This is a genomic window from Clostridium thermosuccinogenes, assembly GCF_002896855.1.
GTDB classification, from domain to species: Bacteria; Bacillota; Clostridia; order Acetivibrionales; family DSM-5807; genus Pseudoclostridium; species Pseudoclostridium thermosuccinogenes.
The window spans coordinates 413,451-436,718 of sequence record NZ_CP021850.1 but is presented as its reverse complement, the minus strand read 5'-3'; the positions used below and the strand labels follow the sequence as shown (position 1 = coordinate 436,718).

Annotated in this window: 18 protein-coding genes and 1 riboswitch; all 18 genes read right to left on the bottom strand. The window is 41.4% G+C overall.

The features are described from left to right. Positions 1-93: 93 nt before the first annotated feature. The 18 genes from CDO33_RS01970 to thiE all read right to left on the bottom strand — a co-directional run bounded on the left by CDO33_RS01970 (position 94) and on the right by thiE (position 22,895). On the bottom strand, positions 94-531 hold the full coding sequence (locus CDO33_RS01970) for a ParB N-terminal domain-containing protein (RefSeq protein WP_103081442.1): 438 nt from the start codon (positions 529-531) through the stop codon (positions 94-96). Positions 532-681: 150 nt separating this feature from the next. After that, complete coding sequence (locus CDO33_RS01965; protein WP_103081441.1) at positions 682-1,569, bottom strand: GNAT family N-acetyltransferase; 888 nt, start codon at positions 1,567-1,569, stop codon at positions 682-684. 577 nt (positions 1,570-2,146) lie between these two features. After that, positions 2,147-3,676, bottom strand: a complete 1,530-nt coding sequence (locus CDO33_RS01960; RefSeq protein ID WP_103081440.1) for a M56 family metallopeptidase — start codon at positions 3,674-3,676, stop codon at positions 2,147-2,149. A 9-nt stretch (positions 3,677-3,685) separates the two neighbouring features. Beyond that, positions 3,686-4,045, bottom strand: a complete 360-nt coding sequence (locus CDO33_RS01955) for a BlaI/MecI/CopY family transcriptional regulator (protein WP_103081439.1) — start codon at positions 4,043-4,045, stop codon at positions 3,686-3,688. A 551-nt stretch (positions 4,046-4,596) separates the two neighbouring features. After that, entirely contained in the window at positions 4,597-6,903 is a 2,307-nt protein-coding gene (locus CDO33_RS01950; RefSeq protein WP_103081438.1) for an ABC transporter permease, read from the bottom strand. Beyond that, positions 6,897-7,598 (bottom strand): ABC transporter ATP-binding protein, encoded by a 702-nt coding sequence (locus CDO33_RS01945; RefSeq protein WP_103081437.1) that lies wholly within the window; start codon positions 7,596-7,598, stop codon positions 6,897-6,899. Before CDO33_RS01945 ends, CDO33_RS01950 begins: the two co-directional genes overlap by 7 nt. 78 nt (positions 7,599-7,676) lie before the next feature. After that, positions 7,677-8,276 (bottom strand): TetR/AcrR family transcriptional regulator, encoded by a 600-nt coding sequence (locus tag CDO33_RS01940; RefSeq protein ID WP_103081436.1) that lies wholly within the window; start codon positions 8,274-8,276, stop codon positions 7,677-7,679. A gap of 276 nt (positions 8,277-8,552) precedes the next feature. Further along, positions 8,553-9,065: a GNAT family N-acetyltransferase gene (locus CDO33_RS01935; RefSeq protein WP_202849499.1), complete on the bottom strand. Its 513-nt coding sequence runs from the start codon at positions 9,063-9,065 to the stop codon at positions 8,553-8,555. Between the two features lie 258 nt (positions 9,066-9,323). Then, entirely contained in the window at positions 9,324-9,791 is a 468-nt protein-coding gene (locus tag CDO33_RS01930) for a GNAT family N-acetyltransferase (protein WP_103081435.1), read from the bottom strand. 812 nt (positions 9,792-10,603) lie between these two features. Continuing rightward, positions 10,604-11,575, bottom strand: coding sequence for a carbohydrate kinase family protein (locus CDO33_RS01925; RefSeq protein ID WP_103081434.1), 972 nt, complete (start codon positions 11,573-11,575; stop codon positions 10,604-10,606). Positions 11,576-11,627: 52 nt separating this feature from the next. After that, positions 11,628-13,901 (bottom strand): GH32 C-terminal domain-containing protein, encoded by a 2,274-nt coding sequence (locus CDO33_RS01920; protein WP_103081459.1) that lies wholly within the window; start codon positions 13,899-13,901, stop codon positions 11,628-11,630. A gap of 451 nt (positions 13,902-14,352) precedes the next feature. Then, positions 14,353-15,828, bottom strand: a complete 1,476-nt coding sequence (locus CDO33_RS01915) for a glycoside hydrolase family 32 protein (protein ID WP_161496500.1) — start codon at positions 15,826-15,828, stop codon at positions 14,353-14,355. Positions 15,829-15,994: 166 nt separating this feature from the next. Continuing rightward, positions 15,995-17,665: a type 2 periplasmic-binding domain-containing protein gene (locus CDO33_RS01910; protein WP_103102761.1), complete on the bottom strand. Its 1,671-nt coding sequence runs from the start codon at positions 17,663-17,665 to the stop codon at positions 15,995-15,997. Positions 17,666-17,759: 94 nt separating this feature from the next. Next, positions 17,760-18,575, bottom strand: a complete 816-nt coding sequence (locus tag CDO33_RS01905) for a carbohydrate ABC transporter permease (RefSeq protein WP_242974835.1) — start codon at positions 18,573-18,575, stop codon at positions 17,760-17,762. Between the two features lie 103 nt (positions 18,576-18,678). After that, positions 18,679-19,632, bottom strand: a complete 954-nt coding sequence (locus CDO33_RS01900) for an ABC transporter permease (protein WP_242973513.1) — start codon at positions 19,630-19,632, stop codon at positions 18,679-18,681. A gap of 241 nt (positions 19,633-19,873) precedes the next feature. After that, positions 19,874-20,884, bottom strand: a complete 1,011-nt coding sequence (locus CDO33_RS01895) for a LacI family DNA-binding transcriptional regulator (RefSeq protein ID WP_103081431.1) — start codon at positions 20,882-20,884, stop codon at positions 19,874-19,876. 244 nt (positions 20,885-21,128) lie between these two features. Next, complete coding sequence (gene thiD / locus CDO33_RS01890) at positions 21,129-21,923, bottom strand: bifunctional hydroxymethylpyrimidine kinase/phosphomethylpyrimidine kinase (RefSeq protein ID WP_103081430.1); 795 nt, start codon at positions 21,921-21,923, stop codon at positions 21,129-21,131. 330 nt (positions 21,924-22,253) lie between these two features. After that, positions 22,254-22,895 carry a thiamine phosphate synthase gene (gene thiE / locus CDO33_RS01885; RefSeq protein WP_103081429.1) on the bottom strand — a complete coding sequence of 214 codons (642 nt, stop codon included), beginning with the start codon at positions 22,893-22,895 and terminating at the stop codon, positions 22,254-22,256. Positions 22,896-23,062: 167 nt separating this feature from the next. Beyond that, a riboswitch (TPP riboswitch) is annotated at positions 23,063-23,171 on the bottom strand. Between the last annotated feature and the right edge of the window lie 97 nt (positions 23,172-23,268).

The window sequence follows — 23,268 nt, the reverse complement described above, 5'->3', positions numbered from 1 at the left end:
ATCTTTTAATAATCATGTATCAATACTGAAGATGGCATTTATATATATTTTTGCATTTAATAACTACCCCTTATATTTTCAATGTATTTATAATTACATCTGGCAAAATTCCTTGCTAAAATTGATGGCATCCGGTTTGTCGGTGGTCCAAACTATAAAGAAATACTCATCTATACCACTTCGCTTTAGTGCCTCATATCTGTGATTGCCATCATTCAGCTCAAAGGTGCCATTAAAATAGTTGACAATGAGCGGTGGCATATCCCAGCCGTCTTTAATGCGTTTTTGCAATTCCGAAACATGCTTTTCAAAACCCTCACCGTCGACAACATATTTGTTGTTCGGTTCCGGCCCGCAGCAACGGGCAAACATATCAAGCTTGAATTTCAATGGGCCGAAATAATATCGTTTTTCTAGTTTTAAGCCTTCTGAAAACGGAACATTATTGCCCTCATCATTTAAGAACAAATGAACCCATTCTTCAATTCTTCCGGCTTCAGCGTATTGAAGCGTAGATGTTAATGTAAACATTTGGTACCTCCTTCTACCTATACCATTTTGAGTATCTATCTATCAGATATATCAGCTCACGCATCCGCTTTCCATCATTTGTCGTACAAAATCGTCTATCCCACATAGAACATAAACAAATATTCATTTACTCTAATTGATATTGGCATATTACCACTCCCTTCTCCACATTTCACGATGACAGATTGTTTCAAATCCGATAGCGGTATAAAATTCAGGCACACCGCCAAAGCAATATTTTGCACCGAGGGCTTTTGTTTTCTTCATTCCCACCGTAAGGGCAATGCTGGCCAGGCCCTTCCTGCGATGCTCAGGAACGGTGGCAAGGGGCTCAAGATAAGCGTATTTATTCTTCTCATCCAACCACATCCCGGCAAAACATGCATAATCATCATTCGGAGCCTTTATCACAGTTGTCAGATCCTTTCTGAAATTGGGTCCGCTTTGCATATGTATCCGACAGTCTATATCGTCGTCGGGGTTGTCGCCGTGATCAAAACCTTTCCAAAGGCAATCATGAATTTTCTTATAGTCGTTTTCATCTTCCAAAGATATAATTGTATAGCCATCGGGCAGCTTGACATCGCGAAACGGCTTATCATAGGAGAATATCCGCACTGGTTCGGCATGTACCTTTGTGTATCCGTTTCGTGACAGCAGCTCAATTTTATCTGTCTCTTTATCCGTCACCCATACACAAAGGGTCCGCTTATTGTTGTTTACAGCAGACAGCTCTTTTTCTGCAAATTCAAGCATTTCAGGCAAGAGAAATGTATGCTCACGGTCAGTAACCAAAAAGCTCTCGCCGATATCCATCTCATAGCACGCAACACCGACAAGTTTGCCGCCTTCCTCCCAAAGTCCGAAACGGTGTGTAAGCTTGTGGTTAAAGAACGGATGAGTATGCGCATACTCAAAAAACTGCGGCAAAAGATAACTGTTCAAAGTATCAAGGGAATATATCTCAGTAAGAAATCCATGCACCTTGGCGAAATCCGCAAGGAGTTTATACCTTCTTCTATTAATGCTGTTTTTCATAAAAACCCTCCTAAAATAAAAACTCCATTTTAACGATTTTAAATCGTCGAAAATGGAGTTACTTATAGCACAATTAACCCAAGACAATACATGCACTCATCTGGGCACAATAATAGCGCAATCAATGACATACCAAATCGATTCGGTTAAGTAATCCCAATTCCGACAACACAACAAAGCCCGAACAATCGGACTATTGAGCTTATTATCAGTTAATTTGAGATTACCTTAAAATCATCGTCGCGCCTCATTTCAAAAATAATATTTATAATTATATATTATTATTTCATGTATTTTCCTTTTTGTCAATTATTGCAGGCAGTAATTTTTAGCTCATACCAGTCTCAACGGACATTATCAAGAGCCTGCCCTTGGCTAAAACAGAGCAGGCTCTGCGAGACTTATCTTATTATAATGAGGCTAAAGGTGTCCCCCACCTCTTATAGGTGGGGGTACCTAATTCCACAGTAGATGGTGAGTTAAAATTCCCGCCTCATTGAAACGGTGTGTTGAAATTGCTATGCAATTTCTTCCGTTGTTTTAATCGGAGTTCTTTCCTTATTAGAAAGAAATAGGCTTAGTGAGGACAAACCCTATAGGTCGTAGTGCTAATCAAATCTAATACCCAAATCGTATTGCATTTGTGACATCTTATTGCATCAAAAGTTGTATATGTGCAACTTCCGTCCGATGCTTTTGCATTGACTACCAATATTCCTGGCGTATATACATGAGCACAATTTGCATGAATTGAAAATCCATTAAGGTTAACATCCGATTTTTTTCCGTTTTGATCGGTAAATTTTATCACATCATCTTTTGAAATTCCATCCGGTAAGTTATCCTTGCTTAACGGTTTTACCGCTCCGGACTTAATATCCGCAATAGCTTTTTCCAAGTCAAAATCCACGGCGTGCTTTTGCTCATCTGCAGGTGTGCCTTTATGCGACGAGAACGATGTTCCATACGAATCTGCAATAAAATCAGCATCCTTGCCATCAAAATTCATCAGGTCATAAACATCTGTACCCTTATGGGATGAGAACGGTGTTGCGGACGAATCAGCAGTAAAAGCAGCATCTTTGTCATCGTAATCAGTTATCTTCTCTGCATATTTTACATTTTCCCCCGATGAGGTGTCAGTAGTAGTAAGTGCGTCTGTTGCAAACACAGTTGACGTTGCAGCAACAAGCAGGACTGCTAATACGATAGCCATAATAGACATTTTTTTCGTTTTCATGATCGATACCATCCTTTCTTCAATCGCGCTTTTACTAAAATGGTTTGCAAATGGGGAGTATGCCTTTTCCTTTTCCAACTCAAGCAGCATCAGAGCATACGAAGATTTCATGGTTTCCCCCTGTGAGCGAACCACTGTTTCATCACAGGATAATTCGATGTCACGGTTTGCCACTATATACATCACCCAAACAAGTGGATTGAACCAATGAACACATACCGCGATGGTTATTATCAATTTAAGCAGCGTGTCAAAATGCCGTATGTGGGTAAACTCGTGTGCAAGGATATACCGCAGCTTCATTTCATCCTTCCAGTCGGTGTTCTTTGGAAGAAGAATCACAGGACGGAAAACACCATAGGTCAATGGAGTTTTAATCCTGTCATTTTGCCTTATCTGTACAGGGCGCAACAAGGATTTTTCCTGCATCCATAGGGTGATAAATTCATTTTTAACCGGCAGGGACATGTTGAACTGCCTGACACACTTGACATATACTATCGTGAAAAATAGCGCGAACGCACTCATACCAATGAACCAAACAATTTTCACCGGTGAAGGGAATATAGCATTTGCTGCATCAACTGTTACTTCTGTTACAGGTGCGTCTGCCATGTTGGAAATGCCGGCTGTTTTCATCGTAGGGGTGAAGTAGAAGTCCTCTGCCAGCAACCCCTTTAGCATATCCAATCCCGTGTATAGGCTAAACCGGGATGGAATGGAAACCGGGACAAGCAAACGGAAAAGTACTACACCCCATAATACAATGAAGGTCTTTTTCGGCAGTTTATGCAGGGCCAGGGTGCGTATAATCACAACTGCCACAATCAGAACGGATGCAGAAACGCTTGTTTGAATAATATCCATGTCCGCACCTCACTCTGACTTTTTGATAATTTCCATCAGCCGTTCAATTTCATCTTCCGGCAGGTTCTTTCTTTTCAGCAGTGAAGCAAATAATAAATCTACAGATCCGGCAAATACCTTGTTGATGAGCTCTGTTGTTTCCATCTCCTGAACCTGCTCCCTTTTTAACAACGCATGGCATATAAAGTTTGGCTCTCTGCGCTCAATTGCACCTTTGTCAATAAGCTTTTTGATAATGGTATAAGTCGTGTTGCGATTCCAGCCAATCTGTTCCTTTAAAATTTTGGCAAGTTGTCCCGCAGTTAAGTCACCTTCCTTCCACAGGACCTCCATAACCTTTAATTCTGAATCAAAGACTTTGATTTCCATACAAACCTCCGACTATTGCAATAGTCATTATTATACTATCAGAGTAGTCATCTATTGTCAAGGGGTATTGCCTATTTTTGTTATATTTTACAAGTACAATTGAACATTTGATATAACTCATCATGAATTGGCATACGAAATACCTTTTTTAGGGAATGACAGGGATTTCATTTTATTATTCCGCCTTGCGTGGCTCATGTAATTTTCCATAATTCCATGCCCAGCAGCATTGTCAAGATCGTCGGCAGGCTCATACCAATGATGATATCGGGGTTATTCCAGAGATTGTCCTTCAGTACTGACACACTATAAATATGAACAAAAGCAAAGAAAAGGCTCTAAAAATACCATAGAGCCTTCCGCAACAACATTTAAATCTACTGTTGCTCCCTTTTTTAATCTCTACCGTCATAATGTTAATCAAAGATAAGTAAAAGCTTATTGAATTTAGAATAAGAATATTTCAATATTTTTCGCTTGATTTGAGCCCACTCACCGCTTATGAAATACAAATCAGCTTTTTCTTCATACATAACCATCCTCTTATATCTCTACTCAACGCTTTTTAGTGCTTCCACCATATCTATGGATTTTACCTTGCGGGCCAGAAAAATCTGTATCAGCAGCGAGAACGCAAGCGTCAGCCCGCATGCTATAACTATGCTTAAAGCAGAAACAACGGGAGAAAACAGCATATCGTCTGGCTCGCTGGCGCGCATGACGATGGTGTTCAGCCCCAATCCAGGCAATATACCAGATACAATGCCAAGACAAGAGATAAGTGCATTTTCCCGCACGATCAGGGATTGTATTTCCTTTTGATGATATCCCAGCACTTTAAGGGTGGCAAACTCACGGGTGCGTTCAACAAAATTCAGAATCCCCATATTGTACAGAACAACAAAGGCGAGGGTGAGCGCAAAGGCAATCATTAGCACAGTGATACTCATGATGCTCTGCATTCCGGATATGGTTTTCTCCTGCAGAGAGGAAATCCAATCCATACTGTCCACCTCATCCAGCTGATTCAAATAGTCAATGCAATTTGCAGCCGGTTCCTTAATCAACAAAGCAGTTGGCACAAAAGCGCCTTTTCCCAACGATTCCCATAAATCTACAGACATGTAAAGCCCCTGGCCTATACCCACTGAAGCAAGTCTTTTGATTTTAAGTTGCACCGGATCTTTGTCGCCAGGGAATTTAAGCGTAACCGTATCCCCTACTTCCATATCCAATAACCTTGCCAGCTTTTCCGTTATAATAATTCCGTCACCGGGAAGCATGTTTGACTGCATGTCAACTCCCAAATCAATCAACGTTTGGTTTCCTTCCAGTACAGATAACAAAGTGGTACGGCTCCCGCCATCTTTTTGAACGCTGACTATCCTTTCCATCAGGCCTTCAACGGTTTGAGCCGGGATTTTCTGTTTATATGTTGAAAACTCGCCCGCATCTCTTGTCAGGTCTGCACGTATGTCATAATGCAAGGTTTGCCCGTAATGGGTAAATACTAAATTTTGAAAAGTATCCTGCAGTCCAAATGCCGTAATAATAAGCGCTGTGCAGCACAGGACACCGAGCAGTGCCATAATGGTGCGGGTTTTGCTGCGGAACAGATTGCGCAGAATCATTTTAGCATTAAACTTTAACCGCCCCCAAAATGCAGGAAACCGTTCCAGCAGAATGCGGCTGCCAGCCTTTGGTGCTTTAGGCCGCAACAGGGCTGCCGGTACTTCTTTAAAAAGCTTTCTGCACGAAAGGTAGCAAATCAGGCAGCTTAACAGAATTGACAAGGCACACACCAGAAGCGCCTCAAAAGACAGCTGCGCCGGAACCTTCGGAGGCAGTTTGTAAAATACCGATTCCAACTTCCATATATATGCAGGCAGCGTATACCTGCCAATCAGCAGTCCGGCAACCGAACCGACCAGGGAGGGATAAAATCCATAGGAGAGGTAATGCCACAAAATTTTTCTGTCATGATACCCCAAGGCCTTCAGGATACCCATCTGTGTGCGCTGGTTGTCTACCATGCGGGTCATGGTGGTTAGCACAATCAACGCAGACACGGCAAAAAACAACACGGGAAATACGGAGGACAGCGATTTGAACTGCGCCACTTCGCTTTTTATCATTTCAGTGCTTTGATGGGCGGTTCGGTCACGGACAAGGGCATAAGGGAGAGCGGCTTCAATCGCTTCCTTTACCGCTTTGCTGTCTGCAGCCTCCGAAAGCAGCACGGTAATTTCATTCAGAGGAGCTTGCGGGAACGCCGCACTATTGGCAATCATAAATCCATACGATTGCGGATCCGGTAACAAGTCCTTGGCGGTAATGATATATTCAGGGCTGACAATCAATCCACGGATGATAAATGTTTGCTCCTGTCCGCTGATTTTTATGGTTAGGCTGTCTCCTACCGATAAATTATGAGCCTGGGCAAACTGCTGTTCCAACAAACACCCCCTTGGGTCACTACCTGAAAGCATTGCGCCGCTTTGAACCACAGGAATATTGATACGCGCCTGTCCATCCAATGCGTGAAGCATAAGGTCAGGCTCTCCCGGAAGATCTGCGGCAACTTCCATGGTGATCCGGCTCTGTACATCCTTTACGCCGTGCAAATGCCTGATTGTGTTTTCTGTATCCTGGTCTGCATAAGGCACAGCTACCCAAAAGTCAGCAAGCTTTTGCGATTCAAAGTAATTGTTAACGGATGCGCCGATTTCTCTCCATGCTGCATCCAGTCCGCTAAAGACCATGACACCCAATGCGCATAGAATGATAATGGACAGAAACTGCCATTTGGCTTTTACCATATCACGAAATAATTTTTTTGATAGAGTATACTTTACCATACGATTGCCTCCACAGGTTCCGGTGAGTTGTTGATCTCCATAGCCTCGACCCTGCCGTTTTTCATTCGGATAACACGGTCTGCGATTGCAGCCACCAAAGCGTTGTGGGTAATGATGACAACCGTCGTGTTGAAATTTACTGTTACATCACGCAGCAGACGCAGAACCTGCGCTCCCGTCTTCGAATCCAGCGCACCGGTAGGTTCATCGCATAAAAGCAGTGCGGGATTTTTGCATAATGCCCGCGCAATGGCCACACGCTGTTGCTCCCCTCCCGACAGTTGGGCGGGAAAATTGTTCATCCTGTCCTTTAGTCCCACTTGCTCTAAAATCGTCTTTGGGTCAAGGGGGTTGGGGCATACCTGTCGGGCGAGCTCCACATTTTCCAGCGCGGTGAGGTTAGGCATCAGGTTATAAAACTGGAATACAAAACCCACGCTTAAACGGCGGTAATCAGTCAAAGCATGGCCTTGCAAATCCGTAACAACCCTTTCGCCCACATGAATGCGCCCTGATGTTGGCCGATCCATACCACCCAGCAGATTCAACACAGTGGTTTTGCCCGCACCACTCGGCCCTAGTATCACACACAGCTCTCCGCGTTCTATTTCAAAGCACACCTTGTCTGCGGCCAGTACGGTTGTTGGGCCGCTTCGATATTCCTTGGTGACATTCTCAAATTTAATGTAGCTCATACAAAACCTCCTTTATAGTGAATGAATTCATTCATTTATAGAGTAAAAATAAATAATATAATATGGATTATTTCACTCTCACTCCTCCTTAACGCCCAAAACCCGATAAAACATCATCAGAATATGTTTCATCCCCTCGTACATTTTTTCATTACCTTCCATATAGTTGATAGGTGCCGATCCCTGTACGCCATTCAATCCATTTAGCAAAAACCATGCGCTTTCTTCAGGCTTGGGGCATGAAAAACAACCTTGCCGATTGCCCTCTATGATCAGGTCTCGAAGCAGAGGAAACATGCTTTGTATACTCTTTTCCGTTACACGATGATGCAATTCCTCATTGCTTTTTTCATGCAAAAGAGGAATCAGCTTTAAGCCCATTACACATTCCACAATATGCTTGAAATAGATATCCAGCTTATCCTTTGCATTTAAATCAGGTCCGAACGTAATGCCTTGGATCATCTGCAAAAACTCATGGCTATATTTATCCGCTATCGCATCCAAGATCTCCACCTTGGATTTAAAATACCGATAGGGTAAGCCCTGCGATATGCCGAGAGTTTGTGCTATATCAGACATCATGGTATTTTCGAATCCTTTTTCATGGAATAGCTTTTCGGCGGCAGATATAATCTCTTCGCGTCGTTCCTCTGGTTCCTTGGTTATGCGCGTCATTTGGTTCTCTCCTCGATGATAATATATGTTAATTTTATTATCTCATAATGAATGAATTCAGTCAATAAGAAGGAGGAATTTTTTTACACTGTGTTTGCCAATAATGAATTCTTGGTTTATTGAAAGCACAGCTAGGCCTATGAAAGATGGAATCAGTAAAACAGGTCGATTTTCTCAAATGTGCAAGAAACATATCTCTTTTCTACTGTGCGCGAGAACATATCGGCTGATTCATGAGCACACTGAAAGATATTAACCCATGCTGCAAAACACAGGTCAGTTCCGCAAATTCCGTTCAGCCAGGAGAATAACCCCTTCCTCCTGCTCAATTTCTTTTATTACTTCAAAACCATTCTTTTTCCAAAAATGTGTTGATTGAGGATTTCCCTTATCAATTCCAAGCCTCACAGCTCCATACTTTTCTAGTTTCAGATAGTCGCAAAGTTCAGTTATTATCTGGCTGCCCAATCCTTTACCCTGATGATTGATGTTCATCATAAAAAAGCCTATAAACACCATATCTTTTTCATGATATCCATCAATTAGATCCATAACGGCAATCATTTCCTGTTTATCAAAAAAGCCTACATAGAATTTATCAGATATGTCTTTTCCAGGTGGTGTGATTCTCAAATCACTTTTAATTAATTCTACGGTAGGTTGTTTTTTACAATATTCATAGTACTGCTTGTTATGTATGCATAAATCATATATGTCGGGAATATCTTCGTCGGACAGCGTTCGCACACTATAACTTTTAGAAAACTTAGAAATTTCCAGCCTGCTCACATATTAACCTCCTCTCCTGTGTGTTCAAATTTGTCCATTTATCAACTTACACTAACTTATAGTTGTTTTTTAACCTCTATTTAGTCTCAAACTAAGCTCGACACAAAAGAATTGCCGCTTCATCACGGTTCAGGTTGGCATTAGTAATATCATTCGAATTTGTTCGGACAAGCAAATACATTTATTGAACATATTAAACTTGCTGCCAGTCCATTCTGATTGCTGTTCCATGCAAAACCCTATTTGATTGCCATGAATTTATAGAGCCTTTATCATAATCAAACATGGATTCGCTTCGTCCCACAAGGTCGGAAAGACCTCAAGTTTGGAAAAACCCAATGATTTATAAAAAGCCACCGTTTGATCATACTCCCAATAGTGTCCTTCTTCTACCGTTTTCACCTGCAGATACTTATATTTTTCTTTTGCATACTTTTCCAGCTCCAGATACAGCTGGGTCCCGATCCCTTTTCTATGGTAAGCTTTTTTAACTCCCATGCAATGTAATTCTCCCGTTTCCGGGCTGGTTTCAGCCAATGTTATAAACCCGACGACTTCCTTATCCTTTTTGGCCGCCCATAAAGGCAACCGCCTCGAGTCATCAATGTAAGCTTTTGTACTCTCAGGTATCCCAAACCAATCCGGCAAATCCAATAACACCTCTGAGGTAATTTTAGCCTTTTCTTCAGGATCTTCAACTCTTTCAATCCTAAAAACCTCTTTCATCTACTATCCCCCTTTTATTATACAGATCATTGATTAATGTCTCCTAACGCTTTAAATATGACAAACATTCAACATGTCATCACCGCTCTTTTATAATAAAAGGTATAAGAGCGAACACAATAATGCACGTCCTGATTCCATCTCTGATATTCTGCTTTAAATCTTTCTCCTACATTCTACCATAAAACCTATAAATCGAGGCACTAATAATCATCTTATACCATAATCCAATATACTTGGAATGGGCATCTGTCCACCGGTTATTTTGATATCTGGGCAGCTTGAAAATCGATTTCATGTATGTTCAAGCTTTTCCTGCTGGCATTTTAAGCATTATGGAGAGTCGGATTTCATGCTTCCTGCCTGGAATATTCATCATTATTTCCATATTTTCAGGACTATGCCAAAAAGCTTCAAGCATTAAAAAAGTCATGAGACAGCTTTTGAAAATACACTGTTTTCATGACTTCTTAAAACGCTTGACAACCATCTTTGCCATAATGGAACCTGATCTTCTTATCTTCTTCGGATGCTTTAGTTGACTTGGGAAATCATGCGTATTGAAAAAAAGATCATAAGCAGGCTGAACAAGTGAAAGCAACACAACCGCTCATGCTTGCAAAGCACCACCAATAATGAAAATAACATATAAGCAAGATATAAATTGTTACGATTCTGCCTCTTTAACTCGGAAGCTTATGCTAAAAAAATGCCGGCACAACCCCTCATGTTTACATAACGCAACAAATAATGAAAATAACATTGCTATTTTCGTGTTAACCAATGAATATTTAAAAGCAGCAAAACATAATTCATGCCAGTTTGTTCACAGTTGCCATGCATCTATTGATCTCGCATAAAGTCGGTATGGCGGGTATTGCGCCTCTCTTAGTTGTAACAAGCGAACCTGCTGCATTAGCAAAATCAACAAACGCTTCCACATCCTTGGCCGAAATGTTTTTTAGACTTTTACCACTACTCAAAATCTTATGTAAAACTGCCCCTAGAAAAGCATCTCCGGCACCAGTAGTGTCTATTGTCTCAACATTGTAGGCAGGAAGCTGCCCTATTTCATCCCTTAGCCTGTAAAAACTTCCACTTGCCCCCATTGTAATAAGAATGAGCTCTATGCCGTACTTCCTGGCAATGACTGCAGAAGCATCTGCGATTTCATCAGTTCCTGTAAGGAAATATAGTTCTTCTTGGGATAATTTTAAAATATCTGCATATTGCAGCATGCCTTCAATAACTTTTTTTGCTTCGTCGAGACTAGCCCATAGAGCAGGTCTGAGATTAGGGTCAAATGACACAAGCACATTATTGGTCTTTGCAGCCTTAACAGCCTCTAACGTTGCCGTTCTTGAAGGCTCATGGGTCATTGAGACAGAACCGACATGAAGAATTGAAGACTGCTTGATCAAATCGAATCTGACATCTTGAGCTTGAAGCATTATATCTGCTCCATTGCTCCGGTAAAAGCTGAAGGACCTGTCTCCATTTTTATCCAAGTGAACAAATGCAAGGGTTGTGCTGTATTCCTCACTAAGCAACAGCCCTTCCACATTGACTCCCATTCCGGCCAGTGTTTCCCTGAGAAACAAACCAAATTGGTCATTGCCGACCTGTCCAATAAAAGCTGTTTTGCCCCCAAGCTTAGAAACTACTGCCAGTACATTTGCAGGCGCTCCACCTGGATTCATCTCATACATGAGATTCCTGTTCTGTGAAGTTCCACATGGTGTAAAATCAATTAATAACTCGCCTAGTGCTACAACGTCAAACATGATACCATCACCTTATTAATAATAAATTTCATAATTTCAGGGGATTAATACTCTAGTAAGCAGAATTCATGCTCCATATTTCCATTGACTTAACCGTTACGTCACCATTGCCCCAAACACTAACACCCAATGCATCCTCTCTGGTCGGATATACTCTTGTCGTGATGCTTTTTGTATTATTCGCATACACCTCAACCATGGAGCGGTCAAGGTATATATGAAGCTTTAAGGTGTTTCCATCCAGAAAGAATTCTCCACCTTGAATTCCTTTTCTTACATCGCTGGCCTTGCTTGATTTAAGCCTGTCAACATTTAGTGTTTTTTTCAAGGAGTCATAGAATATCACTGTCTCCTCCTGACCATCTTCTGTGCTGCGTACTTTCATACCATAACTCTCAGCTGACACATTCTCAAGCTCAACGATAATTTCCAACATATCCCCTTTAATGTTTTTCAAGAGCTCATTTGCATCTTTTATTGATTTATTAGTGAAGGATGCAAGCTTTTCCTTGCGCAAGGATTGAAACTCAGGTATGGGCTCAATCCTAAGTTTTCCATCATCTCCGAGGGAAAGAATCAAAGGTATACCGGCATTATGCGCCCAACCAGACAAATATTGCTGCAATCCGGTTCTTCCATCCTGTGCAATACTAAAAAGGATTACACGCCCCTTATCATCAATCAGTCCGCTGGGACCGGTAAAGTGCTCGCCATAATCAAATATCTGAGGTTCTTCATCATCCGGAATAAACTTACAATTTTCTTTGTCCCATACACCTATCCAATACCAAATGTTCTTGCTTGTGTATGGACTAACCCCATTAAACCATGGATTGATAATGAAAATGTGCTTTTTATTTCCCTGTTTATCAGTCCCTATGGGGAAAAGTACAGGAAGCTCCCACACCTGGCCTGTTTTTGGATATTTGAATTGATCACCGACATACAAAGGATTACGATATTCCCAACTAACGAGATCCTTTGAAGTGTAAACCAAAGCCGTTCCACCTTTGTCCGGCATTCCTGATCCGACCAACATGTACCAGGTATCACCTTCCTTCCATGCAAACGGATCTCTAAACTGTTTATACATGCCTTCACCCTGTTTTTGGACAAGCACGGGTGTCTTTTCCTTTATCCATGTTTTTAGTTCAGAATCCTGATCTGCTTTGAAGGTGCTCCTGGCAAGTCCAATCATAGTATTCGGGACTTTGCTGTCATCACCTGCAGTATAGAGTATTACAGGTATGCCGTTATCATCTATCACTGAACAACCGGACCAGCATCCATCGGGATCCACTTCACCCTTTTCAGGTGACAGTGCTATGGGCAAATCCTTCCAGTGAACCATATCATCACTGACTGCATGCCCCCAATGAATGTGATGCCAATATGGCCCCTGGGGGTTGTGCTGGTAAAATATGTGGTATTTACCGTTGAAATATATTGGTCCATGAGGCTCATTCATCCACTTTTCGGGAGCAATAAAATGATACTGCGGCCTGTGCCTGTCTCCCGCATAGAGGCTACGGTCAGGATGCAGTTCCGGCTCCGGTAAAGCCCCATTCCCCAATGCTTTTATATAGTCATTATATGATGCTTTAACCTCTTCCTCTGACATCGCCCGGCTGTAAACCTTTAATTCATCCATCAATCCACTGAACATATTTGCGGTAAAAGGGCCCCCTATATCTACCCCTTCATTGTTTTTGCCGATAAGCAGCGGCCTCTCACAAGGAGCAATAGCACTTCCTTCAGCAATATTCGTAAATCCCACCTTTTCACCATTCAGATAAATTGCCACAGTTCCTGATGCTCCGTCAAATACTCCTACCACATGTGACCATTTATTTTTTAAAAGAGGTTTCTCCTCCGACCAGACTTCGACCCACTCTTTACCGGTGCCAATCTGGAAAGACCATGATCCATGCCTGTACATACCCAGGGCATAACCCTGCTTATTTTGGGAGTCATACTGATTGATTATGGTTGAAAGCTTTCCTCCATCCCCCCACTCATAATTTTTGGGAGCTACCCATACCTCTATTGTAAGTGCCTTGCCAGGCTTAAATGCCTTTTCGGCAGACCTTTCTATCCATGTAGAGTAGCCGTCGAACAGCAAGCTGCCGCCTTTAACTCCAGCCTTCCGGAGAGGGTCTGTTGAAGGTTTATATTTAGCTTCATTAAAAACATATTTTATAGGATCTTTTATGCCTGATACTTTGTCTTCACTGACCTTACCGCTTCCCTCATCAAAGCTCCAATATGCCAGCAAATCATTAGATTTGAATGCGTTAGTCGCCAACTGGGCTTTTGGATCTTTCATATTTGACCGGTTAGTCAAATATACTGTTACAAGAAGAAGTATAAAGGCAAGTGTCAATAACATTGCAAATAATACATACATTTTATACAAGAAACCTACCTCCCTCTCAATCCAAATCCATAATCTCTTTATACTGCCTAAAATTTGGATTGATGAAGCTTAATTCACCGTTGCATGCAAACATAACACAAACACCATTGGATATGACATAAATCCTCGCATTCAATGTGACTCAGCAATCCAAGTATATTTCTTTAATCACTTTGTCATTAAAACAGCCTGAATTCATAGAGCCTCATGCAAATAAGTTCCGGATACATTATTGAAGTTAATATTCCATCTTACGATGATTCCTTGCACATGGAGTGGTTGAGCTTAGCATTTTTCTTACAAACACAAGTATTCCTTTTCCTCATCAAAGGTCCTCCATCAGTAAACCCACGGCTTTTTATCATGCTTTTTCAGGACACTTCCATATGCTATCCAAAGAGTAAATTGTTAAGGACTTAATATAAGCATCACCCTCGGTGCAATAAAACTCAATACTTCTACTGTCACTTTCAGAAAATATCAACTCCGTAAATACATTTTCACCCTCATTAACAAACATTTCCAACGATGCCCTATCAACATAAATATGCAGCTTTATAATTCCGTCTTTCCGAATTAAACCGGCTTCATGCCTTTCCGCAAAACCTTCCATTTTATGATGGCATGCAATATGACGGCGGTCTATAAAAACCTTTCCTTTTGATACATCAACACCAACATCAACATACCCGTCTTCATCCCTGAATAGCTTGAAGCCCAGTTGATCACTGTTAGATTTTGACATGTCAATCTCCAGCAGAATTTCATATGTATCCAACATCAAACCGGATATGGCATTATCTAAAGCACTATACCAAACATCTCTAACAGATATTATTTCCCCCTTCCGTATTGATTCGAGTTCAGATACAGGTTTTTGCACCAGCTTCAAACCAAAGCCATCAATTTTCGAAAGCACAAGCTCCCTGACAATTGACATATTCCCTCTCCACTTGCCGGCAGGTATCTTTTCTGCATATGGCCAGCAGTTCATCCACCCTATCCACAATCTCCGTCCATCAGCGGCCGGAATATCGGACCAGCTTACAGCGGCGTAAAAGTCCTTTCCGCTGTCAATCCAGCGCACCTCTTCAGATGGGTTTTCATTCACAAATGTATTGCCATCAAATTTGCCAATGAAATACTGCATTCCGCTAAGCTTCCCGTTTATGCTGACAGTCAGCACCCATTTCTTATTGTTTTTATCACCATCCACCATCATTTCAAACAAATCCGGACATTCCCATACTCCATCATGGGAACCGTCGCTGCTTCCAAACTCACCTGTAAACTCCCATTCTTTCAAGTTTGGCGAATTGTAAAAATGCACTCTGTCTTTCACGGCAAGAACCATGATCCACTTTTCGGTTTCACTATGCCAAAAAACCTTAGGGTCCCTGAAATCTCTAAATTCAGGTCTCTCAAGCACAGGATTTCCAGAATATTTCTCCCATGTCCTTCCCCTATCATTACTGTATGCAATGCTTTGTACTTGCCGGCCATTGTTTTCCTGTGTAAACACTGCAACCAGGGTTTTTTCCTTTCCATGCTGAAAACCGCTCGTGTTATGTTCATCAACAACTACGCAGCCTGAAAACATAAAGCCAACATCATCCGGATACATGGCTATGGGAAGATGGTTCCACCTGAGCAAATCCGTGCTTACCGCATGACCCCAGTGCATTGGGCCGTGTACGATTCCAAGGGGATAGAATTGATAAAACAAGTGATATTCTCCATCATAATAGACCAGTCCGTTTGGATCATTCATCCATCCGTATTCTGGTGAAAAATGATATTGAGGCCTGTACCGTTCATTATAATATTCACTTCTCATTTTTATGCTCCCTTCCGTATATCGACTCGTATACATCTTTTCTAATACCAAATAAAAGGATGACATGCATGACACCCTTTTATTTGGTATTTTTACAGACCCCTCATATGTTATTATAGGGGCAAAAGCTTAAATCACTATTTGTAAGAAACCGACCAAACTCTTATTATTTTCCGTTAAACCTGTCAAGGGCGCTTTGCCAAGCATTAAGCAGTTCATTGAGTCCCATTCTGTTCAGCTGGTCAACATAAGCATCCCATTCTTCTTCAATCCCACCGCTTGTCAGCCATTTAGCCCTCTGCTCATTGGTATATTTCTTTATTTCCTCGCCTATGCCCTGGATGACGTCAAGCTCTTCCTGTGTAAACACAACTGAAGGGTAGTACTCCTTGTTTACTACATAAGGCCAATATATGTTCTTTATGTCATCAAGCCTTACCCTTGCCCGTGGATCCATCTCAATGTATTCAAAGTCTTCCGCCAACACAGTCATCGGTGATCCGCCGCTGGGGCAAACCTTCTGCCTGTATTCTCCGGCTGTTTCACCAGCAGGAGTAGGCAGCCATACCAACTTTCCATCCCTTTCTTCAAATACCTTGCCTATCGGTCCCCAGTTAAGCTCTGCACTCAATTTAGGTTCATAGCATTCATTAAGCCATCTCATTGTAATTTCAGGATATTTGTTAACCTTGGTTATTGCAAAAGCGTTTCTTGCTCCGGCACCTTGGTCATGTCTGAGCTGTGTCTGTTTTCCACCTGGACCCTTCAGGGGAGGAAGAAGGACATAGTCGTCTTGTCTTTCAGGTCCCACAACTTCCGCAGTTTCCCACCATACATAGGACCCTAGAGCATAATCCGGATGCTTGCCTTTGGAAAGATATGCTTTAGCATCCTGGGTGAAGGATTCCGGATCAATAAGGCCTTCCTTATACCATTGATGGAAATAGCTGATAGCTTCCTTATACTCAGGTTGTACAGCAATATAGTGGACCTTGCCGTCTTTGACGTATCTGTGCTCCGTATTGTCGCCAAGACCGAAGGAGCCGAAAAGGCCGCCTATGTCCATACACCACTGCATATGCATGAAGCTGAAGGGAATTTCATCCTTCTTTCCATTCCCATTCGGGTCCCTGTCCCTGAAGGCAACCAGTGCATCATGGAATTCGTCCAGGGTGGTTGGTACTGGTATTCCCAATTTATCCAGCCATGCTTTGTTTATAGATGTAAAATAAGGTACCGCACCAATGTTTACTGCATCATTGGGATTATCGGGGTCTGTGAAAGCGAGCTCTTCAAGTGAATGAGTTGTATAGATGTTGCCGTCAGGCATCGTCAGACCTTTCTTTACTTCCGGTCTTTTTTCCCAAATACTCTTTATACGCGGTGCCCATTTGTCAACAAGATCCTGCAGAGGAATTAGCGTACCGTTTGCACCATACGTCATTATATCAAAATCCGAGAATCCGGTTTGAAAGAATGCGTCAGGAAGGTCTCCACCAGCCAGCATGAGGTTTTTCTTCTCATCATACACAGAAGCGGGTATGCATTCCCAATCAATATGTATGTTGGTCATTTCCTCAAGCTTTTTGATGGGATCCATCTCGTTGTAATCACCAGCCAGGTCAGCTTTTCTGGCTACGAACCTCAATGTAATCTTTTCATTGACTATGGGAAGACCTGTTTCATTGAAGTTGCTTTTGCTATCGGAGCTGGATGTTGTCGGAGAATCTGTTGCATCACCGTTTTCCTTTTTATCGCTCGAGCCGCACCCGGATAGAACCAGAGACAAACTAAGAAGTGCGCATATAGCTGTCAGAAAATGTTTTTTCACTTTCATAAGAATCCTCCTTTACATTTTTTATAAATGATATTTGATAAGCACAGTTAACGACCCCGCCATATCACCTCCTTGCCGGAAATAACAAGCTTGATTATCCTTTTATGGATCCAATCATAACTCCCTTGACAAAGTACTTCTGCACAAAAGGATACATCACTAATACAGGAACGCTTGCGACTATAATAATTCCGTACTGCAAAAGCTCAGTAACCCTCTGCTGTGTCGCATATTCTTGCGCATCCCTTGTCATTTCAGTAGATGGTGCATTGACTATTAGAATATTTCTTAATATCAATTGAAGAGGATATTTCTTGTTATCATCCAGGTATATCAGTGCTGCAAACCAATCATTCCATTTACCAACAAAGTAATAGAGTATCATAATTGCTATAATAGGTTTTGACAGGGGAAGAATTATCATAAAGAATATTTTTAAGTGGGAACACCCATCAATATTGGCTGCCTCTAACAATTCATTTGAGATTGTGCTCTGAATAAAAGTCCTTGCGACTATTATATTGAATATGTTGACAGCTCCAAGCGCAACCATAATCCACGTAGTATTAATCCATCCAAGGTAATTTATGAACAGATAAGTAGGGATGAGCCCACCATTAAAGTACAAAGTAATCAGAAGGAAGACCGTGAAAAAGCCTTTGCCGAAAAAATCCTTTCGCGACATTGCATAGCCTGCAGTCATTGTTAAGAAAACTCCGAAGACTGAATGCAGTACTGCATATACAACAGCATTTTTATATCCAAGAATTATGCTTTTATCGGAAAAAATCCTGTTATACCCTTCAAATGTTATCCCTTTCGGGACAAAGAGCACCTTGCCCGCTGAAACATATGCAGGATCGCTTATTGAAGAAATGACTACAAAGTATAAAGGATATAGTACTGCCAAGGTGAACAATGAAAGTAAAGTGATATTCACAGCATCAAATATTTTATCTTCCTTTGTGCGTACAAGCTTAGTGTTCAATCCGCTCATTTGCTCTCCCCCTTTCCTACCACAGACTCGTATCGGTCAGTTTTTTAGCAATCTTGTTGACCGTTATGAGTAGAATGATGTTCACGATTGTGTTAAATAAACCGATTGCGGTAGAATAACTGTACTGCGCACGTATTAATCCCTGTTCAAAAACATAGGTAGCAATAACATCACTGACTTCTCTGTTCAGGGAATTCTGCATGAGGAACACTTTCTCAAAGCCCACGTTCATTATTCCTCCGCAAGCGAAAATAAGAGTTATCACAATTGTGGGTAAAATTGCAGGAATGTCAATATGTTTGATTCTTTGCAGCTTAGTTGCACCATCAACAATTGCCGCTTCATATAACTCTGGATTAACTGACGTTAATGCAGCCAAATATATTATTGTATTCCATCCGGTATTCTGCCATATGTCGGAAAGAATATATAGTGGTATAAACCATTCTTTTTTTGCCATGAAGAATATGGGTTCTCCACCGAGCATTTGAATAATGTTATTTATAAGACCGCTTCTGGGTGAGAGAAAAACCATCATCATTCCAACTAGCACAACTGTTGAAATGAAATGCGGGGCATATGTAATTGTTTGAATCATTCTTTTAAATTTTTCCTGTCGCAGCTGGTTGAGCATGAGCGCAAATATTACGGGCACCGGGAAACCGAAAATTAAACTTGCAAAGCTAATTTTTAAGGTGTTGGAGAGTATTCGGGAGAACGAAAATGAATTAAAAAATCTTTCAAAATACTTGAGACCAACCCATGGACTTCCTAGTATGCCTTTGCTTGGAACATAGTCCTTAAACGCAAGCGTTATACCGTACATTGGAATATAATTCAAAATGATGAGCATAATTACTGTAGGAGCCAGCAATATATACAGCTGATAATTGGCTTTTATGTTTTTGATAATAGCCCGGTATCTCCCTGACCCTCTCGTATTGCTGCTGTTTACAACTATCTTTTCCACTACTTTCCCCCCTGACAGATTTGGTTGATTAGCATTGAATTTTTATAGCACTGCAATGTTGAACCTGGATTAACTGATAAGAAAAAACTGTTGCTGCCCATGCGCTTGACAATTATTCAGAGCATCTCTTATTTAAACGATTACGTAAACGTTTTTATGAGGGATACACTGAAACTGGGACTGTTGATTGATTGTGTCTACCTTAGAATGCTGACAATGGTGAAGCATACAAATGTATAGCTTATATAGAACCTCTGATAATAAATTCAGCCGACATCCTGTATTCCTTAAATCTTTTTGTGGGATTATTTATTCTGTCAATTAAAACCTCCGCAGCCTTTCTTCCCATATCGAAAGCCGGCTGTTTAATAACAGACAATGGTGGAACAGAGATCTTTGTCCAATCATAATCGTCAAATCCGATTACCGCAAGTTCTTCAGGAATCTTGACCCTCTGTTCATTCAAAAAAGCTAATGCGCCCATAGACATCAAATTGTTTGCAACAAATAATGCTGAGAATTTTTGACTGGTAAAAAGCTTTTTTGTAAACTCATAGCCGCTCTCAAAGCTTGTTTTTCCATACTCGGCTATTACGATCAAAGACTCGTCTACCGTAATATTATTGTCCTCAAGTGCTTTTTTGTAGGCAAAATAGCGCTCATCACTTGTAGTAAGCCCCATATGCCCACTAATAAACGCTATTCTGCTATGCCCCTTTTCAATGAGAGTATTAATCGCTTTATATGTAATAGAAAAATTATCTACAAGCACACAATCGCTTTTATATCCTACTGGTTTACGGTCGATAAATACAACCGGATAGTCTCCGCTAATGACTTCATTTAAATACTGGTGGTCATCTACTGTAGGAGCGATTATAAGTCCATCAACCAATTGAGAGTTGAATACACGTATCTGTTCCTTTTCACACTCTATGTTTTCGTTGGAGTTGCTGAATAAAAGGTTGTAACCATGCTCTTTAAGCTTATTTTCTATTCCTTGCGCTATGGTAGTAAAGAAAAAACCGGAAGTATCGGAAGGACAAACAGGTATAATAAGCCCAACAATTTTGGACCTTTGACTTCTGAGGCTTCTTGCTACCAAGTTTGGCCGGTAACCCAACTGCTTCATTGCTTTCAATACTTTTAATTTAGTTTCATCCGACACATAACGGGTTTGGTTAATAACATGGGATACCGTTGCTACAGAAACGCCTGCTTCTTTAGCTACTTCCTTAATATTTGTAGACATCGTATATCGACCTCACAACTGATTGCGTTAAACGATTACGTAATCGTTTATCTAAATTCTAATCCATTTTATCATAGTTGTCAATATGCATTTATTAATTTTAATTAGCAACTCCGCTACAGGCAATTCTCCTTCATCTAGCCTTATGCAGGTCATATTTTAACATTTAAACATACAAATTCCAATTATACGTTACCTTGAGCGTTTCCTGCATCTACCCTTCAAGCCGCCTATATCCTCACTGCTATTTCTCCTCTTTGCAGATATTCCACATGTGGTTGATGGGTCCGTTCCCTTTTCCCAGATCAAGCATTGCTTTCAAAGCGCCTGAAATATATTCCTTCGCTAACTGGATTGACCTTTCCAAATCCAAGCCTTTGGCAAGGCCGCAGGCAATGGCACTGGATAAAGTACATCCGGTTCCGTGAGTATTTTTAGTGTTGATTTTCTCTCCGGTGAACCACCTGTATTTATTATTCTGATACAATAAATCATTGGCATTGCTTGCACTATGCCCTCCCTTGCAAAGAACGGCACATCCGTATTGTCTGCTGATGATTTCCGCTGCTTTGATCATATCCTCTTCATTTTCGATGGGTACTCCTGATAATACGGACGCTTCCGGAATATTGGGCGTCAATAGAAGTGCCTGGGGAAACAGTCTGCTTTTCAAGGTCTCTATTGCGTCATCCCGAAGAAGCTTGGAACCGCTTGTGGAAATCATTACCGGATCCACGACAATGTTCTTCGCATTGTAGAATTTCAGCTTTTCTGATATGGTCTCAATCAGTCCGGCCGATGCAACCATGCCAACCTTTACCGCATCCGGATAGATGTCGGTGAAAATACAGTCCAACTGCTGGCCTAAAAATTCCGGAGTGACCTCCATGATTCCTGTGACACCGGTTGTATTCTGTGCAGTAAGTGCAGTAATCGCACTCATGGCATATACACCATTTGCGGTCATTGTCTTGATATCCGCCTGGATTCCGGCTCCTCCGCCGGAATCGCTCCCTGCGATTGTTAATGCTGTTTTCATCTTATTCTCCACTCCACTGTGTATTTAGTTTGCTTAGTATTAATTTTTGCATTGCTCCTCATAATCCCATACAAGCTGTCTTGCTGTAAGCACCATATATCCAATTGTCCCGGGCCAAGCACCTTCTGTTATGCGGATCGTCATGCAATGCATCCTCAAAATCCAATTGTTAAAACAACGGAAGAAATTGCGTAGCAATTTCAACGCATCGTTTCAACGAGGCGGGAGATTTCAACTCACCGTCTGTTGTAAAATTAGGTACCCGCCACCTTTGAGAGGTGGGGGACATCTTTAGCCTCGTTATAAAATCCAATATGGTTCTGCCTTAAATCATGCCTTCACTATTTTTTCGCTTAGTTTTTTTAATTCAGCCGCAGCCTTCTCAATATCAGTCTGTGCAAAGATTGCGCTGATTACGGCAACTCCGCATATTCCGGATCCCGACAATTCCATTATGTTTTCCCGGTTTATACCTCCTATAGCTACAACAGGGATATTTACGGCTTCATAGATTTCTTTCAGGGTATCACGGCTTACATAATCTGCGTCCGCCTTGGAACCGGTAGGAAATACTGCTCCAACCCCCAAGTAATCAGCTCCTCTTTTTTCTGCCAATACCGCCTGTTCCACCGTCTGTACCGACACTCCGAGAATCTTGTCCCTGCCTATCAGTTCCCGCACATTGCCGGCCTCCATATCATTCTGCCCCACATGAACTCCATCGGCATCCACTGCTATGGCAATATCTACGTTATCATTGACAACAAAAGGCACATGATATTTCTTACACAGTTCTTTAATCTTTTTTGCTTCCTCGAGGAATTTTTCGGCATCCAATTCTTTCTCTCTGATCTGCATAAAGGTTGCACCGCCCTTTAGTGCCTTTTCCACCGCACTTTCAAGAGTTTCACCGTCCAGCCAGGATCTGTCGGTGACAGCATATAAAAGTAAATCTTTCTTATCGAGTTTCATACTTTGCTCCTTTCTGCATAGTTGGTGATATTGTGAATAAGAGGCGTTTTGCTTCGAACATTTTCAACACAATTTTTTATCATGGCATCTCCTTTCGCAAATACAAACTGGTAGTCTGTCAACAGCATAAAAAAACTGCACATACGCCAACAAAAGCATATATGCAGTAATTTCCGCTAAATATATCCCTACGTTGGCATTACCCAAATCAGGTTACGGGTCTAAGCAACACAGCTTACTCTCAGCCTGCTTCAGCAAGCTCCCCTTTGTATTTATCTGTAATTATACTACAATATGGCAAAAAATCAACCTTGGTATTCACTCATTGTTTGATAAAATACTATGATAATCAGCAAGGAGGGGGAAGAAAATA

What these genes read in the sequence shown, in the direction of transcription:
- CDO33_RS01970 (WP_103081442.1), bottom strand. Translation starts at nt 531, where the DNA reads ATGTTTACATTAACATCTACGCTTCAATACGCTGAAGCCGGAAGAATT.
- CDO33_RS01965 (WP_103081441.1), bottom strand. Translation starts at nt 1,569, where the DNA reads ATGAAAAACAGCATTAATAGAAGAAGGTATAAACTCCTTGCGGATTTC.
- CDO33_RS01960 (WP_103081440.1), bottom strand. Translation starts at nt 3,676, where the DNA reads ATGGATATTATTCAAACAAGCGTTTCTGCATCCGTTCTGATTGTGGCA.
- CDO33_RS01955 (WP_103081439.1), bottom strand. Translation starts at nt 4,045, where the DNA reads ATGGAAATCAAAGTCTTTGATTCAGAATTAAAGGTTATGGAGGTCCTG.
- CDO33_RS01950 (WP_103081438.1), bottom strand. Translation starts at nt 6,903, where the DNA reads ATGGTAAAGTATACTCTATCAAAAAAATTATTTCGTGATATGGTAAAA.
- CDO33_RS01945 (WP_103081437.1), bottom strand. Translation starts at nt 7,598, where the DNA reads ATGAGCTACATTAAATTTGAGAATGTCACCAAGGAATATCGAAGCGGC.
- CDO33_RS01940 (WP_103081436.1), bottom strand. Translation starts at nt 8,276, where the DNA reads ATGACGCGCATAACCAAGGAACCAGAGGAACGACGCGAAGAGATTATA.
- CDO33_RS01930 (WP_103081435.1), bottom strand. Translation starts at nt 9,791, where the DNA reads ATGAAAGAGGTTTTTAGGATTGAAAGAGTTGAAGATCCTGAAGAAAAG.
- CDO33_RS01925 (WP_103081434.1), bottom strand. Translation starts at nt 11,575, where the DNA reads ATGTTTGACGTTGTAGCACTAGGCGAGTTATTAATTGATTTTACACCA.
- CDO33_RS01920 (WP_103081459.1), bottom strand. Translation starts at nt 13,901, where the DNA reads ATGAAAGATCCAAAAGCCCAGTTGGCGACTAACGCATTCAAATCTAAT.
- CDO33_RS01915 (WP_161496500.1), bottom strand. Translation starts at nt 15,828, where the DNA reads ATGAGAAGTGAATATTATAATGAACGGTACAGGCCTCAATATCATTTT.
- CDO33_RS01910 (WP_103102761.1), bottom strand. Translation starts at nt 17,665, where the DNA reads ATGAAAGTGAAAAAACATTTTCTGACAGCTATATGCGCACTTCTTAGT.
- CDO33_RS01895 (WP_103081431.1), bottom strand. Translation starts at nt 20,884, where the DNA reads ATGTCTACAAATATTAAGGAAGTAGCTAAAGAAGCAGGCGTTTCTGTA.
- thiD (WP_103081430.1), bottom strand. Translation starts at nt 21,923, where the DNA reads ATGAAAACAGCATTAACAATCGCAGGGAGCGATTCCGGCGGAGGAGCC.
- thiE (WP_103081429.1), bottom strand. Translation starts at nt 22,895, where the DNA reads ATGAAACTCGATAAGAAAGATTTACTTTTATATGCTGTCACCGACAGA.